This is a genomic window from Sphingomonas leidyi, assembly GCF_011761945.1.
Classification (GTDB): Bacteria; Pseudomonadota; Alphaproteobacteria; order Sphingomonadales; family Sphingomonadaceae; genus Sphingomonas; species Sphingomonas leidyi.
Genome location: NZ_JAASQV010000001.1, coordinates 146,279 through 163,270 on the forward strand (window position 1 = coordinate 146,279; position 16,992 = coordinate 163,270).

14 protein-coding genes and 1 tRNA gene are annotated in these 16,992 nt (G+C 68.6%); 8 read left to right on the forward strand and 7 right to left on the reverse strand.

Annotation, left to right across the window (positions count from 1 at the left end; genetic code table 11):
* Positions 1 to 30 precede the first annotated feature (30 nt).
* On the reverse strand, positions 31 to 864 hold the full coding sequence (locus FHR20_RS00740; protein ID WP_167297798.1) for an LD-carboxypeptidase: 834 nt from the start codon (positions 862 to 864) through the stop codon (positions 31 to 33).
* 40 nt (positions 865 to 904) lie between these two features.
* On the opposite strand from FHR20_RS00740, the gene FHR20_RS00745 reads away from it, so the two are divergent.
* The 4 genes from FHR20_RS00745 to FHR20_RS00760 all read left to right on the forward strand — a co-directional run bounded on the left by FHR20_RS00745 (position 905) and on the right by FHR20_RS00760 (position 4,195).
* Positions 905 to 2,302 (forward strand): glutamate ligase domain-containing protein, encoded by a 1,398-nt coding sequence (locus FHR20_RS00745; RefSeq protein ID WP_167297799.1) that lies wholly within the window; start codon positions 905 to 907, stop codon positions 2,300 to 2,302.
* A gap of 365 nt (positions 2,303 to 2,667) precedes the next feature.
* A complete protein-coding gene (locus FHR20_RS00750) occupies positions 2,668 to 3,078 on the forward strand; it encodes a hypothetical protein (RefSeq protein ID WP_167297800.1) in 411 nt (136 codons plus the stop codon).
* The gene (locus tag FHR20_RS00755) at positions 3,075 to 3,278 is read left to right on the forward strand and encodes a helix-turn-helix transcriptional regulator (protein WP_167297801.1); all 204 of its coding nucleotides are present in this window, start codon (positions 3,075 to 3,077) and stop codon (positions 3,276 to 3,278) included. The genes FHR20_RS00750 and FHR20_RS00755 overlap by 4 nt, the downstream gene beginning before the upstream one ends.
* A gap of 5 nt (positions 3,279 to 3,283) precedes the next feature.
* Positions 3,284 to 4,195 carry an alpha/beta fold hydrolase gene (locus FHR20_RS00760; protein ID WP_243857088.1) on the forward strand — a complete coding sequence of 304 codons (912 nt, stop codon included), beginning with the start codon at positions 3,284 to 3,286 and terminating at the stop codon, positions 4,193 to 4,195.
* A gap of 72 nt (positions 4,196 to 4,267) precedes the next feature.
* Here FHR20_RS00760 and FHR20_RS00765 read toward each other — a convergent pair whose 3' ends face one another.
* Positions 4,268 to 5,092 carry a DUF2171 domain-containing protein gene (locus FHR20_RS00765; protein ID WP_167297802.1) on the reverse strand — a complete coding sequence of 275 codons (825 nt, stop codon included), beginning with the start codon at positions 5,090 to 5,092 and terminating at the stop codon, positions 4,268 to 4,270.
* A gap of 208 nt (positions 5,093 to 5,300) precedes the next feature.
* On the opposite strand from FHR20_RS00765, the gene FHR20_RS00770 reads away from it, so the two are divergent.
* The 4 genes from FHR20_RS00770 (at position 5,301) to FHR20_RS00785 (ending at position 11,389) form a co-directional block, all read left to right on the forward strand.
* Positions 5,301 to 5,376: transfer RNA gene (locus tag FHR20_RS00770), tRNA-Ala, on the forward strand.
* 250 nt (positions 5,377 to 5,626) lie between these two features.
* Positions 5,627 to 8,722, forward strand: coding sequence for a response regulator (locus FHR20_RS00775; protein ID WP_243857089.1), 3,096 nt, complete (start codon positions 5,627 to 5,629; stop codon positions 8,720 to 8,722).
* Positions 8,719 to 9,585 carry a CheR family methyltransferase gene (locus FHR20_RS00780; RefSeq protein WP_208413350.1) on the forward strand — a complete coding sequence of 289 codons (867 nt, stop codon included), beginning with the start codon at positions 8,719 to 8,721 and terminating at the stop codon, positions 9,583 to 9,585. The genes FHR20_RS00775 and FHR20_RS00780 overlap by 4 nt, the downstream gene beginning before the upstream one ends.
* A complete protein-coding gene (locus tag FHR20_RS00785; RefSeq protein ID WP_167297804.1) occupies positions 9,572 to 11,389 on the forward strand; it encodes a response regulator in 1,818 nt (605 codons plus the stop codon). The genes FHR20_RS00780 and FHR20_RS00785 overlap by 14 nt, the downstream gene beginning before the upstream one ends.
* Here FHR20_RS00785 and FHR20_RS00790 read toward each other — a convergent pair.
* The 5 genes from FHR20_RS00790 to FHR20_RS00805 form a co-directional block, all read right to left on the reverse strand.
* The gene (locus tag FHR20_RS00790) at positions 11,386 to 11,709 is read right to left on the reverse strand and encodes a DUF3325 family protein (RefSeq protein ID WP_167297805.1); all 324 of its coding nucleotides are present in this window, start codon (positions 11,707 to 11,709) and stop codon (positions 11,386 to 11,388) included. The two genes, FHR20_RS00785 and FHR20_RS00790, sit on opposite strands and share 4 nt — an antisense overlap.
* On the reverse strand, positions 11,706 to 13,175 hold the full coding sequence (locus tag FHR20_RS00795) for a PepSY-associated TM helix domain-containing protein (protein WP_167297806.1): 1,470 nt from the start codon (positions 13,173 to 13,175) through the stop codon (positions 11,706 to 11,708). Before FHR20_RS00795 ends, FHR20_RS00790 begins: the two co-directional genes overlap by 4 nt.
* Positions 13,172 to 13,474: a DUF3649 domain-containing protein gene (locus FHR20_RS00800; protein ID WP_167297807.1), complete on the reverse strand. Its 303-nt coding sequence runs from the start codon at positions 13,472 to 13,474 to the stop codon at positions 13,172 to 13,174. Before FHR20_RS00800 ends, FHR20_RS00795 begins: the two co-directional genes overlap by 4 nt.
* Before the next feature lie 14 nt (positions 13,475 to 13,488).
* Entirely contained in the window at positions 13,489 to 13,623 is a 135-nt protein-coding gene (locus FHR20_RS22980; RefSeq protein WP_279589376.1) for a hypothetical protein, read from the reverse strand.
* Between the two features lie 158 nt (positions 13,624 to 13,781).
* Positions 13,782 to 16,841, reverse strand: a complete 3,060-nt coding sequence (locus FHR20_RS00805) for a TonB-dependent receptor plug domain-containing protein (RefSeq protein ID WP_167297808.1) — start codon at positions 16,839 to 16,841, stop codon at positions 13,782 to 13,784.
* Positions 16,842 to 16,992: the final 151 nt, after the last annotated feature.

Below are 16,992 nucleotides of genomic sequence, written 5' to 3' on the forward strand. Positions count from 1 at the left end.
CCGGGCATGCCCGTGCTTCTTGGCGGAGGACTATACCAACCCGAACGGCACCACGCGGTTCAGCTCGACATGGCCGATCTCGGCGCGGCCGAGATAGGGGACGCCCATTTCCCCGCACCAGCGCACGATCATCTGGTCGATCGTCTCGCCGAAGCTGTAGTTGCCGTCCGTCTCGCCATTGTCCTTGACCGCGGTGACCGCGCCCAGCCGCACGCCGGCAATGCCCTTGAGCTGCGTGGCATGCGCCATCTGGAACAGCATCCGGTCGATCCGGTAGAGCGGCTCGTCGACTTCCTCGATATAGAGCACGTGATCGGTGAGGTCGGGCAGATATTTGGTGCCGATCAGCGCGGCCAGGATGGCGAGGTTGAACGCGGCGGCGGGGCGCCCGTCGGCAAGGCCCGGCTCGAAGCCGCGCCTGTCGCCGTCGATCAGCCAGCCGAGCACCCAGCCGGCGCCCTCGCCGGTGTCGTTCATGCCCAGGCTGGAGGCCATCGCGCCATGCGCCACCCGGCCGATCCGCCGGGCATAGAGCGCGCCGAGCAGGAAGCCCATGTCGGAGAAACCGACATAGGTCTTGTGGTTCGCCGCCGGCCCGAGCTTCGGCATCACGGCTTCCAGGATGCGGTTCGAACCATAGCCGCCGCGCGCGAACCAGATCGCGTCGAACGCCGGATCATTCGCGAATTCGAGGAATGCCGCCGCGCGCTCCGCGTCGGTGCCGGCGAAATGGCCGGCCTGCAGATAGCATTGCGGATGGAACACGATCTCGTGCCCGGGATAGGTCAGCGCCATGAACGCGGCCATGCGCAGCGATCCCTCGCGGCTGACCGGTCTTGCTGGTGCGACGACTCCGATGCGCATGCCTTGCCCCTTCGCTTCGAATTGCCGATAGCGCGAGGCCATGGAGCATCGCAAACCTTACTTCTTCGTGGGCATTGGCGGGTCGGGCATGATGCCGCTGGCGATGATCCTGGCCGGACAGGGCGCCAGGGTGGCCGGATCGGACCGCAGCCTCGACCAGGCGCGGCTGCCGGCGAAATTCGATTTCCTGGCGCGCAGCGGCATCGGGCTCTTCCCGCAGGACGGCAGCGGGATCGGCTCGGCCGAGCAGATCGTCGTCGCTTCGGCCGCGATCGAGGAGACCGTGCCCGATGCGCGCCGCGCCGCCGAGCTGGGCAATGCGCGGATGACGCGGGCGGAACTGAACGCCCGGCTGTTCAATGCCGCACCGCTCTCGATCGGCGTGGCGGGGACCAGCGGCAAGTCCACCGTCACCGGCATGATCGGCTGGATCCTCCACGCGCTGGGCCGCGATCCCACGGTGATGAACGGCGCGGTGATGAAGAACTTCGTCACGCCCGATGCCCCCTTTGCTAGCGCGCTGGTGGGAGCCGGCCAGGCCTATGTGAGCGAAGTCGACGAAAGCGACGGCTCGATCGCGCTCTATCGCCCGGGCGTGGCGGTGCTCAACAATGTCAGCCTCGATCACCTGCCGATGGACAAGCTGATCGAATTGTTCGGCGCATTCATCGCGCGGGCGGGCAGGGCAGTGATCAACCTCGACAATGGCGAGGGCGCCCTGCTGGCGGCGACGATGCCGCGCGAGCGGCTGCGCACCTTCGCGATCGGCGCGCCGGCGGATCTGACTGCGATCAACCTGCGCGAGCAGCGCTACGGCATCGCCTTCGAGCTGGCGCGCGAGGGCGAGGCGTCGATCCCGGTGACGCTGCAGGTGCCGGGCCTGCACAATGTCTCCAATGCGCTGGCGGCGATCGGCGCGGCGGCGGCGGCGGGGATCGCCGTGGAGGAGGCCGCCCAGGCGATCCAGGGCTTCCAGGGCCTGAAGCGCCGCTTCGAGCTGGTCGGCGAAGCGGGCGGGATCGCCGTGATCGACGATTTCGGGCACAATCCGGACAAGATCGCCGCGACACTGGACACGCTGCATGCCTTCGAGGGCAGGCTGCTCCTGTTGTTCCAGCCGCACGGCTATGGCCCGCTCAAGGTGATGCGTGCCGAACTCGTCGCGATGTTCGCCGAGAAGCTGGGCGGCGAGGATGTGCTGGTGCTGCCCGATCCCGTCTATCAGGGCGGCACCACCAGCCGCGAGGTGACCAGTGCGGACATCGTGGCCGATATCGCCGCGACCGGGCGCAATGCGTTCTACATTCCCGATCGCGCGGCAGCGGCGGCGCATCTCGTCGCCAATGCGCGCCCGGGCGATCGCATCGTGGTGATGGGCGCGCGCGACGACACGCTCAGCCACCTCGCCGCGGAGATGCTGGCACGGCTAGCGGATTAAAAACTGGTAATCTTTTCACGCATCTGCGCAAAAATATGGACTTTTCGGTGGAAAATGCCACCATTCCCGTGAGATTCCGGGGAGGCGGCACATGCGCTTGCTGCAGCCAGTCTATTGTCTTGTCGGCAAACATCACCGCAGTCGTGGCCGAGCCTGGAATGACGGCTCGGCTTTCCGATCCTGGTGCGAGGGATGCGGCAAACCGATGGTCCGCACCTTCCATGGCTGGCGCCTTGATCCCGAAACACCGGCTGGAAAGTAGCATTAGCATCTAGTCTGGCAGGCTTTCCCATATGGAAAGCTTGGTTGACATTCCGCGCCGACTCGGGTAAAGCTCCCTTTACAAACTGCAAAGGAAGCCAATCATGGCCGGCAATCGGGCACAGAAGCGTTACACGAAATCGGTGATCCTGCTGATGGCGAGCTATGTGCTGATCCTGATCGGCGTGGTCATGCATGCGCGGAACAGTCCGCTGCATGGGCCGCTGGGCTATGTCGCCGGCGTGCTGCCGGCGCTGCCGGTGATCGGCGTGTTCTTCGTCCTCGGCCGCTATCTCGTCGAGGAGCAGGACGAGTATCTGCGCGTGCAGGTGACCCGCCAGGCGCTCGTCGCCACCGGCTTCGCGCTGAGCATCGCGACGGCATGGGGCTTTCTCGAGAATTTCGGCCTCGTGCCGCACGTCTATGCCTATTACGCCGCGATCCTGTGGTTCGCGGGCCTGGGCGTGGGCCGCTGCTTCAACAAGCTCGCGGCGATGCGCGGAGGCGGCGAATGATCAATCGCCTCCGCGTGCTGCGTGCCGAGCGGGCCTGGAGCCAGCAGGACCTGGCCGAGCGGCTCGATGTCTCCCGCCAGAGCGTCAACGCGATCGAGACCGGCCGCTACGACCCCTCGCTCCCGCTCGCCTTCAGGATCGCCGACCTGTTCGGCCTCACCATCGAAGAAATCTTCACCAATCCCAACCGTAAGGACTGACCGTCATGATCAAGCGCATTGCCTTCGCCCTGCTCGCCACCGCCAGCATCCCCGCCATCCTCCATGCCCCTGCGGCGCATGCCGCGACCGCGCCGGCGCCGGCCGAGATGATCCAGATGGATCATCTCTCGGTGCAGGTGATCGGCAAGGGCAGTCCGGTGATCCTGATCCCCGGCCTGTCGAGCCCGCGCGCGGTGTGGGACGGCGTGGCGCCCGAGCTGGCGAAGACGCACACCGTGTATCTCGTCCAGGTCAACGGCTTTGGCGGCGACGCGCCGGGCGCCAATCTGGGCGAGGGGCTACTCCCCGCCATGGTCGCCGAACTGCACAAGCTGGTCGCCGAGCGCAAGCTGGCGGGTGCCGCCGTGGTCGGCCATTCGATGGGCGGGCTGCTGACGCTGATGCTGGCCAAGGCGCATCCCGGCGATGTCGGCAAGGCGCTGATCGTCGACGCGATGCCGTTCGTCGGCTCGGCCTTCTTCCCCGGCTCGACGGTCGAATCGGTCAAGCCCCAGGCCGAGGCGATGCGCGCGCAGATGGCCGGCCTCTACGGCAAGCCGCTTCCCGAAGCGGTGGGCCAGGCCATCGCGCGGCAGAATGCGGCCAAGCCCGAATCGCAGGCGCAGGTCGCGGCCTGGATGACCAAGGCGGACATGCGGGTCTCCGCCCAGACCATGTTCGAGGATCTCCAGACCGATCTGCGCCCCGACCTGAAGGCCATCGCCGCGCCGATCACCGTGCTGGTGCCCTGGCTGGCGGCGCGGGGCGGCGAGGCGCCGACGCTCGACCTCTACAAGCGCGAATATGCCGGCGCGCCCAGGGTGAACCTGAAGGGCGTGGCCGATAGCGGGCATTTCATCATGCTCGACCAGCCCGAGGCGTTCCGCGCGGCGCTGACTGCGTTCCTGGCGGGCTGAGCCGGCGGCAGACAAGGAAGGGCCCGGGACGTGTTCCCGGGCCCAGTTCTGCTCACATCCGTCATCTGGGGATCAATAGGTCCCGGAAAAGCTCCGGTTGAGATTCCGGTCGCGATTCCAGTCCTGGTCGTCGTGCCCTCCGAACAGCGCGCCCGCGCGCTCCTCGTCCTTCCACGCCGCATGCGCTTCGTCCGCGGTCTTGCGCAGTGTCACCTTGTCGTCGACCGACTGGATCCAGCGCGACGGGATCGAATGGTGATGGCCGCCGGCCTCGCTGTCGTTCCTGGTGAGGACGATGCGATCGCCGCGCACCTTGTCGACCTTGCCGACATGGCTGCCGTCCGAGCCAACCACTTCCATGTGCTCGGCCACCCGGCGCAGGCCGTCGCGCTGGCCCTGGCGATCGGTGCGCCAGCTGTTGAACTCGTTCTCGAAGCGCTGGGCGTTCTCGCGGCGATACTCGTCATAGTCGCTGTCGAGCTCGGCGATGCGCTGGCGGCGCCAGCCGGAATAGTGATCGTCGGGGCCATGGGGCCATCGTGCGTCGTAGCGCGTATCGGCTTCGCGGCGGCGCTCCGCTTCCTGGTCGCCGAACCAGGAGCGGACCTCGTCGCCGGCGCGATCGAAGAAGCCGCGGTCCGGATCCTGGCTGCGATACGGGGTGCGGGGCTCGTCCCAGCCGCGCTGCTCGCGGGCGCCGCGGTCCCAGCCGCCGCGATATTCGCTGCCATATCCGCCAGGGCCATAGCCGCGATTGCCGCGCGTTCGGCCGAGCTCGCCGGCCGCGGCATATTCGCGGGCGCTCGAATAATGTTCGCCGCCGGCGCGGCGGGCGCCGCTCACCTGATACTGGTCTTCGGGGCCGAAATAGCGGGGATCGGAGTAACGGTCGCTCATGGGAATCTTCTCCACTGCCGGTCCTTGGGGGACTTGGCCGGCGTGGATTCAGCGGGCGAGAGCCGGCAATGGTTCCGGAAAAAGCCCCGCTTTTCAGTGCAGTTCGCCGCGCCGGCGAAGCGTTTTGCCGCGCTTGTTTCAAGCCGGTTGCATTGGGGAAAAAGCGCCGCTAATGGAGCGCCTCCCGGGGCCACCCGGGACAGGCGGCGGGGCTGTAGCTCAGATGGGAGAGCGCTGCAATCGCACTGCAGAGGTCAGGGGTTCGATTCCCCTCAGCTCCACCAGCCGCCCCTGGTTCCCGCATGTTGGAGCATGGCCGGCCTGGCATCCCGCCAGGTAGCGGGCTTGCGCGCGCCGGGCCATTGCCGTCCCGATTCGGACCGTTGTCCGTAATTTGCGCATTTCCCGGAACCGAATTCGCGTGCAGAACGTTGCGCCGGGCGGCGTCGTTCGGCGCCGATCTTGGTTGCGATCCCCGGATGCTGTTGGAATAAGGCGGCAATTTCTCGGGCTTGCCTTAGAGAACGGGGTTTGATGATCCACCGGTCCGGCGCGAAATACGAAATGCTGCTCTATGGCGCGCTCGCGGTTCTCCTCGTGGTGCCGTTCCTCGCCGACCTTCAGCTGCCGCTCGGCACTTCGGTATGGGTGATCTACCTGCTGCCGATCGTCTTCGCCTATCTGGCGCCGCGCCCGGTGGTGCCCGCCGCGGTCGCCCTGGTCGCGACGGTGCTGACCATCACCGGCTTCATGCTGGCGCGCAGCGGCGTCGACCCCAGCATCGCGCGGGTCAACCGCACCCTGGGCGTGCTCACCGCCTGGACGCTGGGCATCGTCGGCGTGCTGTTCGTCCGCAACCGGCTGGCCGTTCGCCGCGAGGAATGGCTGCAGGCGGGGCAGGTCGGGCTGGGACAGGCGCTCGCCGGAGACCTGGCGATCGACCGGCTCGGCGCGAGCGCGCTGCGCTTCCTCGCCGAATATCTGGGCGCAACGGCGGGGGCGATCTTCATCCGCAACGGCGACGGCTTCCTGCGCCGGGCCAGCTATGGCGTGCCGGCCGGCGCCGCGGTGCCCGAGCGGGTGACGCCGGGCGACGGGCTGCTCGGCCAGGCGATCGCCGACGGGCGGGGCTTCGTGCTGGCGCCGGTGCCGGACGGCTATCTCTATTTCGGCTCGGCGCTCGGCCAGGCCAGGCCCGGGCAGCTGCTGATCGCGCCCGCCCGGATCGACGGCCAGGTCAACACGGTGGTGGAGCTCGGCTTCGCCGGCGCCGCGATGCCGGCGGCGGCCGAGGACCTGCTCGAGCGGATCGCCGAGCAGCTCGGCATCGCGGTGCGCTCGGCCAAATATCGCACCCAGCTCCAGGAACTGCTCGAGGAGACCCAGGCACAGGCGGAGGAACTGCAGGCGCAGGGCGAGGAACTGCGATCGAGCAACGAGGAGCTGGAGGCGCAGGCCCGCGCGCTGCAGGAATCGCAGGCGCGGCTGGAAGTGCAGCAGGCCGAACTGGAGGAAAGCAACGCCCAGCTCGAGGAGCAGACCCAGACGCTGGAGGCGCAGCGCGACGATCTGGCGCATGCGCAGGCTTCGCTCGCCGGCCAGGCGCGCGCGCTGGAACAGGCGAGCCGCTACAAGTCCGAATTCCTCGCCAATATGAGCCACGAGCTGCGCACGCCGCTCAATTCGCTGCTGATCATGGCCCGGCTGCTCGCCGAGAACCGCGCGGGCAATATGAGTGCCGAGCAGGTGCGGCATGCGGAGACGATCGAGACGTCGGGCAACGACCTGCTCGCGCTGATCAACGACGTGCTCGACATCTCGAAGATCGAGGCCGGCAAGCTGGAACTGCAGCCGCGCCGCATCCGGATCTCGCCGATGCTGGAGAAGCTCCGCCAGGGCTTTGCGGCGGCGGCCGAGGCCAAGGGGCTGGCGCTGCGCTGCGAGGCGCTGCCGGGCACGCCCGACGACCTCGAGACCGATCCGCAGCGGCTGGAACAGGTGCTGCGCAACTTCCTCTCCAATGCCGTGAAGTTCACCGGCCGGGGCGAAGTGACGCTGAGCGCCGGGCGGGCCGCCGACGGGCGGCTGAGCTTCGCGGTGCGCGACACCGGCGTGGGGATCGCGCCCGAGCAGCAGAAGATCGTCTTCGAGGCGTTCCGCCAGGCGGACGGCACGATCAGCCGCAGATATGGCGGGACGGGCCTGGGCCTGTCGATCTCGCGCGAGCTGGCCCGGCTGCTGGGCGGCGAGATCCGGCTGGAGAGCAGCGCCGGCGAGGGCAGCGTCTTCACCCTGCTGCTGCCCGAGACCTATGATCCGGGGCTGATCGAGGCCGCGCCCATGGCGGAGGCACCGCTGATCGCCGCCGTGCCCACACCCGCCGCGCCCAGGCGCGCTCCGCGCGCCGCCGAAGTCGCCGACGATCGCGAGCGGCTCAGCGGCGACAGCCGGGTGCTGCTCGTCGTCGAGGACGATCCCGCCTTCGCGCGCATTCTCTATGACCTGGCGCACGAACTGGGCTTCGACTGCCTGATCGCGGGCACCGCCGACGAAGGCGCGCTGATGGCGCGGCAATATCTGCCCAACGCGGTGATCCTCGACATCGGGCTGCCCGACCATACCGGCCTGTCGGTGCTCGACCGGATCAAGCGCGATCCGCGCACGCGGCACATCCCGGTGCATGTCGTCTCGGCCGACGACAACAGCCAGGTGGCGCTCGCCGGCGGGGCGATCGGCTATATGCTCAAGCCGGTGCTGCGCGACCAGCTGGTCGGCGTGCTCGAAGGGCTGGAGGCGCACATGACGCGCCGCCTGCGCCGGGTGCTGGTGGTGGAGGACGATGCGCAACAGGCCGAGAGCGTGCGGCTGCTGCTCGCCTCGCGCGATGTCGAGACCGTCGATGCGCACAGCGCCGCGGCCGCGCTGGAGCAGCTCGGCAGCGAGACGTTCGACTGCATGGTGCTCGATCTCAACCTGCCCGACCTGCCGGGGCTCGACCTGCTCGAGCGGCTGAGCATGGACGAGAGCGTCGGCTTCCCGCCGGTGATCGTCTATACCGGGCGCGACCTTTCGGCCGACGAGGAGCTGCGGCTGCGGCGCTATTCCAAGTCGATCATCGTCAAGGGCGCGAAGTCGCCCGAGCGGCTGCTCGACGAAGTGACGCTGTTCCTCCACCAGGTGGTGTCGGACCTGCCCGAGCAGCAGCAGGCGATCCTGAGCCAGGCGCTCAAGCGCGACGCCGCGCTCGACGGGCGCCACATCCTCGTCGTCGAGGACGATATCCGCAACGTCTATGCGCTCACCTCGATCTTCGAGCCGCACGGCGCGAAGGTGCAGATCGCCCGCAACGGGATCGAGGCGCTGGCGGCGCTCGACGCGGCGCAGGGCGGGGGTGCCCCGGTCGAGCTGGTGCTGATGGACGTGATGATGCCCGAGATGGACGGGATCGCCGCGACCCGCGAGATTCGCGGGCGGCCGGAATGGCGCGGGCTGCCGGTGATCGCGCTCACTGCCAAGGCGATGGCGCGCGACCAGCAGGACTGTATCGCGGCGGGGGCGAACGACTATCTCGCCAAGCCGCTCGACGTCGACAAGCTGCTCAGCCTGGTCCGGGTGTGGATGCCGCGATGAGCGACGCCGCGGATCCGGTGGACGCGCTGGAGCTCGAGCTGCTGCTCGACGCGATCTGGCGGCGCTATCACCATGACTTTCGCGGCTATTCGCGCGGCTCGCTGCGGCGGCGGCTGGAGCGGGCGCAGGCGCGCTTCGGCTGCGATACCCTGTCGCAGCTGCAAGGGCGGGTGCTGCGCGAGCCGGCGCTGTTCGCCGAGCTGATGGGCTTCCTCACCATCCAGGTGAGCGAGATGTTCCGCGACCCGGCCCATTTCCGCGCGATCCGCGAACAGGTGGTGCCGCATCTGCGCACCTTCCCGTCGCTCAAGGTTTGGATCGCGGGCTGCGCGAACGGCGAGGAATTCTATTCGCTCGCCATCCTGTTCCGCGAGGAGGGGCTGGAGGAGCGGACCCTCTTCTACTGCACCGACATCAGCCCCGCCGCGCTCGAGCGGGCGGAGGCCGGCGTCTATGCGCTGGATCGCATCGCGCAGTTCACCGAGAACCACCGCGCCTCGGGCGGCAGGGGATCGCTCTCGGATCATTATACGGCGGGCTATGGCCGGGCGGTGTTCGACAAGAGCCTGCGCGCCCGGGCGGTGTTCGCCGAGCACAATCTCGCCAGCGACCAGGTCTTTGCCGAGGCGCACCTGGTCTCGAGCCGCAACGTGCTGATCTATTTCGATCGGGCGTTGCAGGATCGCGCGCTCGGCCTGTTCGGGCAGAGCCTGGTGCGCGGCGGTTTCCTGGGGCTCGGCGCGAAGGAGAATCTGCGCTTCTCCGCGCATGCCGGCGCATTCGCCGACTTCGTTTCCGAAGAGAAGATATACCGGCGCAACATCCGGCCGATAGCTGCGGAGGTCGACCATGCCGCAGCCTGAAACCGTGAAGATCCTCGTCGTCGACGATGTCGAGAAGAACCTGATCGCGATGGACGCGCTGCTTCGCCGCGACGGCGTGGAGATCCTCAAGGCGCCGTCGGGCCCGGCCGCGCTGGAACTGCTGCTCCGGCACGAAGTCGCGCTCGCCCTCCTCGACGTGCAGATGCCGGGGATGGACGGATATGAACTCGCCGAGCTGATGCGCGGGACGGAGCGGACGCGGCGCGTTCCGATCATCTTCGTGACGGCGGTGGCGACCGACGAGCGCCGGCGGTTCCGGGGATATGAGGCGGGCGCCGTCGACTATCTGTTCAAGCCGGTCGACCCGCAGATCGTGCGCAACAAGGTCGACATCTTCGTCGAGCTGGCGCGCCAGCGGCTGGAGATCGCCCGCCAGCGCGACCAGCTGGCCGCGGCGCTCGGCCGGATCCAGGCGCATAGCGACAACAGCCCGCTCGCCATCGTCGAATTCGATGCCGAGCTCCGGGTGATCGGCTGGTCGAACGGCGCCGAGCGGCTGTTCGGCTGGAGCGCGGCGGAAGTGCTGGGCCGGCGCGCCGCGAAGCTCGACTGGCTGGATCCCGCCAATGGCGCGGCGGTGGAGGCGGTGCTGGGGCAGATGGTCGAGGGGCATGAGCTGCGCCGCGTCGAGACGCTGCGCGCCAACGACAAGGGCGGAACCCTGCTCGACTGCGAATGCTATTGCTCGGCGCTGTTCGAGGGCGACCGGCTGGTCTCGGTCAGCGTCCAGATCCTCGACGTGACCGAGCGCAAGCGCGCCGAGGCGACGCAGCGGCTGCTGATCGGCGAGCTCAACCACCGCGTCAAGAACACGCTCGCCTCGGTCCAGGCGATCGCCACGCAGACGCTGCGCCATTCGGCCGGCCCTTCCGATTTCGCGCCGACCTTCATCGGCCGCATCCATGCGCTGGCCCGCGCCCATTCGCTGCTCAGCGCCACCACCTGGCAGGGCGCCAGGCTGCGCGAGCTGATCGAGGGGCAGCTCCAGCTCGGCACGATCGACCCGCAGCGCCTGAGCTTCGCCGGGCCCGAGATCGAGCTGTCGCCCGAGCCGGCGCTGCACCTTGCCCTGGTGCTCCATGAACTCGGCACCAATGCCAACAAATATGGCGCACTTTCGAACGAGGCGGGGCGGGTACGGCTGGAGTGGCGGCTGCGCGGCGCGATGCTCGAGCTCGAATGGGCGGAGACCGGCGGCCCGGCGGTGACGGCGCCGGGCCGGCGCGGCTTCGGCACGGCATTGATCGAGCGGAGCCTGAAGGCCGAGGGCGGATCGGCGGTGGCGGTCTTCGCGGCCGAGGGGCTGCGCTGGACCCTGACCGTGCCGCATTCCGGTGGCGCGGCGGAACTGCCGGCGGATCGCCCGGCGGATGACGGCGGCTGGACCAGGGGTGCCGGGGCCGCGATGGCGTCCATCGCCGGCAAGCGCTTCGCGATCATCGAGGACGAGCCGCTGGTCGCGCTCGAACTCGCCGCGATCCTCGCCGATGCCGGCGTGGAGGTGGTCGGCCCGGCCGCGACCGCCGAGCATGCCCGGGCGATCGTCGAAGGCGGACGGATCGACGGGGCGCTGCTCGACGGCAATTTGCAGGGCGCCAGCGTCGAGGCGATCGCAGCCGCGCTCGATGCGCATGGCGTGCCCTTCGCCTTTGTCAGCGGCTATGGCCGCGACCATCTGCCCGAAGGGTTCGCCGAGGTGCCGGCGATCGGCAAGCCCTTCGATCCCGTCGAGATCGTGGAAGTTGCCGGAGCCTTGCTGCGCGGCAAGGCGGTCCTCGCCTAGATAAGGGGCGCGAGCAGCACCATCAGCATCGCGACCGGCACCATGGCGCGCGGCACGGCCGGGCGATAGCTGAGCCCCAGCAGGATGATCGCGCTGGCGAAGGGGATAAGCCCGAACCACAGCACCAGCGCCCGCCCGCCGTCGCCCGCGAGACAGGCGATGAGGAAGGAGAACGCGACCAGCGCCCAGCCATAGCGGGCCGGATGCCGGAGCGCGGCATGCCTTGCCCGGGCCCCGAGCAGGGGGTCGGCGTGGCGCGACATGCCGGCGGCGAGCGCGAACATGCCGAGATAGAGCAGGCCGGCGACTGCCATCGTCATGCCGCGCGCCTCCGGCGTTCGGGGGCGCGCTTCGGGGGCCGCAACTGCTTCGCGGCAAGCAGGGCGAGCGCCGCCGCGACGGCCAGCAGCACCACCGACATGACGCTGATCGACAGGCCGATGAGTGCCGCGAGCGCACAGGCGAGCGCGGTCGCGCCGGTGAGCAGCGGCCAGGACCAGCGCGGCGGCAGCGCGGCGCCCATCGCCACTGCCGCGGCGGCGGCCCACAATGCCGTGGAGACCTCCAGCTCGGCCCGGCCGGTGAGACCGAGCGGCAACAGGCGGTTGGCGAGGAGATAGGCGGCGCACCCCAGCGGCACGCCGGGCAGTACGCCCGCGTTCAGCCGTTCGAGCACGCGATTGCCGAGCGAGAGCGGCGCGCGCTCGCGGCGCTTGACGATCCACAGGACCAGGCCCGTCGCGATCGCCAGCGTCAGCATCGCGCCGCCCAGGAAATAGAGCCAGCGCGTCGCGATCGAGGCGAAGCGGGCCATGTGGAGTCCGTAGACGACATTATACGTCTGGATCGCGCCGCGATTCTCCCGCCAGGCGCGGAGCGGCCTGCCGGTGGCGCCGTCGAAGCTGATCTCGGCGGGCGTGAAGCCGATCTGGTCGGCATCCGAGCGGAATATGGTGACCACCGCGGCCCGGTCGCCCGGGTTGATCACATAGACGCGGCCGATCGTGCCGCCGAGCCGGCGCTGGGCCTCGCGCAGCATCGGGGCGATCGGAGCCAGCGGCACGGGCACGTTCGCCCTGGCGCGCTCCGCCACGCCCGGCGCGAGATCGTGGTACACCGCGGCCAGGTCCTTGCCATAGGTGGCGGAGATGGCCCAGGGCATGTTGAGCGAGGCGAGCGTGACCAGCCCGGTGAAGGTGATCATCAAGTGGAACGGCGTGGCAAGCACGCCCAGCGCATTGTGCCCGTCGAGCCAGGAGCGCTGCCCCTTGGCCGGACGGAAGGTGAAATAGTCCTTGAAGATGCGGCGATGCGCGATGATCCCGGTGATCAGGGCGACCAGCATCGCCATCGCCGCGATCGACGCGAGCAGCCGGCCCCAGGGATAGGGCAGCTCCAGTTCGAAATGGAGGCGGTAGAAGAATTCGCCGCCCAGCGTCTCGCGCGGGGCGGGGGCGCCGCGCACCGGATCGAGCGCGCGATAGACGAAGCTGCCGTCGCTGTCATAGGCGGCCTCGACCGTGTTCGTCCGGGCGCTCGGGGCCGTGAGATACCAGCCGGTCGAGCCTCGGGTGTTCGTCGCCAGCCAGTCGGTCGCGGCCTGCACGGCATCGGCCGGATCGGCGGTGGCGCGGGTCTCCGGGCGCATCCACTGGCCGATCTCGGGCTTGAACACGCTGAGCGTGCCGGCAAGGCACATGACGAACAGCACCCAGCCGAGCAGCAGCCCGGTCCAGCCGTGCAGCCAGGCCATGACCTGGCGCGCGCCTTCGCGGAGCGCGCTCATGTCGGCGCCCCCGCGGCCCAGCCGATCGCGGCGAAGAGCGCGGCGAGCAGGACTACCCCGGCCCAGGCGCGCCAGGGACCGCGGGCGAGGAACGCCCACAGCGTGACCGCCGGCCCGACGAGGAAGGCGAGCAGAGTCGCCGGCATGATCGCTTCCACTCTCGGCATCGGCAGCAGGCGCGCCATCGCCGCGGCGAACAGGGCGGCGACCGCATAGGCGCCGATCGTCCCGGCCACCGCGCGCGCCGTGACATTGACGCGGTAGCGCCAGCCCGCGCGCGCTCGTGCTGTTCCCGCCACGCGTTCCTCCCGGTTCAATATGCGAGGCGGAGCGAGACGATGGGGTCGATCGCCTCGCGGCGCTTGTCCTGACCCTCTTCCTCGCCCGGCGCCGGGGCTCGCACGGCCATGGCGCCGGCGGGCAGCGCGCTGTGGAGGAAGGACTTCATCGCGGATCCCCTTGGAACACCCCTGTGGCGGGCTCGTTAGGGAATGGCATATTGCGAGTCAATCTCATTAGCGGAAGGTGGCGCGACGGGCGCACGCGCCGGGCAAAAAAAGAGGGAGCGGCAAAGCCGCTCCCCGGAGTTGCCCTCTTACGGCGGGTCTAGAAATCGATCTTCGCTCCGACGCGGAAATAGCGGCCCATGATGTTGGGGCCGGCCCAGGCCGGGTTGTAGCCGAAGGTGCTGTAGGCGGCGTTCGGATCGAAGGGCGGCTTGGTGTCGAGCAGGTTGAGCACGTTCAGCGACAGCGCGAAATTGTCGTTGATCCGGTGCTGGATCGTCAGGTCGACGTTCCAGATATCCTTCGAGCGGCACTGCACCGGCGTGCCATCGTCATAGGTCGCCGCGCCATTGTCGACCGCGCTCGCGCAGTCGAACGGCGTGGCGCCGAAATCGACCTGCGAGACGTGATAGCCGGCGGTGTAGTAGGCCGTGGCCGTCACGCTGGTGTCGCCGAGCTTGAGCGTGTTCTGCCAGCTCGCCCGCCAGCGCGGCGAACCCGAGCACGACGTGTTGTTGCAGGGGCTGAGCGTGTCCTCGTAGCGCTGCGGCGGCTGCGCCTCGCCGGTGATCGAGTCGATCAGCGTGAGGTGGTTCTTGTCGAGATACGAGACCTCGAGCGAGCTGATCCAGCGTATGTCGCCGGCCAGCTTCAGGTTCGCGTTGAAGCCGGCATCGATACCCTGGACCACCTGCCGGTTGGCATTGGCATAGAGGGCCCGGATGGTCCCGATATGCGGCAACGCGTTCGGATTGGCCGGGTCCACCGGACCGGGCCGGACGGTGACGCCCGGAATGTTCACCACGCCGTTGTTGCGATAATAGGCGTCGAGCACCGGCGCCGTGTTGTTCACGCCGACGATCTGGTCCTTGACGCGGATCCGCCAGAAATCGAGCGTGAAGCTGAGGCCGCGGATCGGCTCGAAGATCAGGCCGGCGGTGATGCTCTCCGACTTCTCCGGACGCAGATCGGGATTGCCGACATTGGTCAGGCCCATGCTGAAGGCCTGGCTGGCGTAGACGTTGTTGCCGTGCGCCGCGCAGAACGCCGCATAGGTCTGGCAGAAGGTGCCGCCGCCGCGCGTGACGAAGCCGGTGGTCGGCGTGCCATAGGCTTCGTTGAAGCTCGGGATGCGGAAGCCCTTCGACCAGGTGCCGCGTACCGCAAGGGCACGGATCGGTGTGAACTTGGCGCCGACCTTGGGCGAGAAGTTCTTCTGCCCGCTCGAATAGGAGTCGTAACGGCCCGAGAGGTTCAGCTCGAGCATGTCCAGCGCGGTCGCCTGGACTTCGCCAAAGGCCGAGAAGACCTTGCGGCTGCCCGAGGTGCCGACTGCGTTGACGTTGTAATAGCGATCCCAGGGGCTGATGTCGCTGCCCGGATTGGCGCTGGGCGAGATGATCGACTCATAGCGATAGGAAAGGCCGCCCGCCGCATCCACGCCGCCGCCCGGCAGGTCGATGACGTGCCGCGACAGGTTCGCCGTGGCCTGCCACAGATCCGAGTTCGACACCGTGGCGTTTTCCGGCGCGATATAGTCCCAGACGCTCTGCGGGTTCGCGGCCAGATTGGTGAAGTTGAACGTGCCGCGTGCCAGCACGTCCATGATCCGCTGCGGCTTCACATAGCCGCGCTGGATGCGGGTGAGCTTCGAATTGGCGGCGACGAAGCTCGCCGAATAGTCGAAGCCGGCGACCTGGCCGGACAGGCCGATCGTGCCGCGCAGCGTACGGGAGATCGCCTCGTCCTCGCGAATCCGGTCGGACCGGAACAGGACCTGCGCGGTCTGGCCGGCAGCGGCATAGGGGTTCTGCGGGTTGAGCGTGCCGTTGGTGGCATCGCAACCGGTGTTCACTCCGTTGGGCGTGCCCCTGCCGGATGCGCACACATAGACCGGCATGATCACGCTGTAGGTGCCCACCGAGGTGGGATCCGGCAGAGTGCCGTTGAAGGCGTGCGGCGAGGACGTGGCGGCGGTGGACGTCTTGTAATAGTTCGCCTGTGCGTAGAACTGGTGCGAGTCGCCGATATTGGCGGTGAAGCGGCTCGACACGCCGAAGCGCTCCACGTCCGGCAGCAGCATCAGATACTCCGCCTGGTTGCCCTGGCAGACGATGCCGCTCGTGGGCGCGGTGGTCGCCTGTGCGATCTGCGCGGCGGAGAGCTGATACGGCGTCCAGCGTCCGCAGGGATTCGACGTGGCCATGTAGGAGAATCGCCCGGAACCGCTCGGGTTGCCCGGTGTCGCCACCGGACGGATCATCGCGACGCCAGGCGGGGCGTACAGGCCGAATACCGTCCCGTTCGCACTGATGCCGTTCCAGGTGTGGTTCGGCAGGCAGGATCCGCTGGCGCCGCAGATCCGGCTCCAGTCCAGCGTGTTGAACGGATAGTCGCGGTCCCGCGCCCAGAGCGGGTCCTGCTTCATATATTCGCCGCTGACGTAGAAGTTGAAGCCCTGGTCGTTGAGGTCGCCATAGCCCCAGGTCAGGTCGGCGCGTCGCTCGCCCGCGTCGCCGCGCTGCGAGATGCCGGCCGAGACATTGGCGTGCAGGCCCTTGATCTCCTTCTTCGTGATCACGTTGATCACGCCGGCGACGGCATCCGCGCCATAGGTGGAGGAAGCGCCGTCCTTCAGCACGTCGATGCGCTCGATGATCGCGTTCGGGATGGTGTTCATGTCGACGAAGTTGCGCTGGCCGTCGTCCGCGAGCGGATAGGGCGCCATGCGCAGGCCGTCGAAGATGGTCAGCGTCGACTGCACGGTGAGGCCGCGCAGCGAGATGGCGCTGGCGCCCGCCGCGAAATTGCCGCCCGCATTCCAGCCCTGGGTGATCGTGCCGGCATTGCCGGCCGACAGGCGCTGCACCGCCTCGGTGACGGTGTTGAGGCCGCGCTGCTCGAGCGTCTCGGCCGAGAGCACGGTGACCGGCGACGGCGTTTCCGTGTCGGTGCGCCGGATCAGCGAGCCGGTGACGACGATCTGGTCCCCGGTTGCTTCCTGGGCAGCCGGGGCGGCCGCGGGAGCGGCAGCGTCCCGTGCGGATGACGCCGCCGGCGCGGCTTCCTGCGCCAATGCCGGCGCGGCGATCAGCATGGCGCCGCAAAGTGCCGTCGAGTCCCGCAACAGCCGGGTGATGGTCCTGGTTCGATTTATCATTGTCAGCCCTTTTGCTTCTGGCCGCGGCGGCAGCCCGTGCTCAGGCTGCTCGCGTGGCGGACCACTCCCTCTTTCGCTCGCGCGGCGGGGCTGCATCGCGCTCTGGCCATTTCGCTTGGGAAATTTCGCCGACCCGATCGTCCAGGATGTC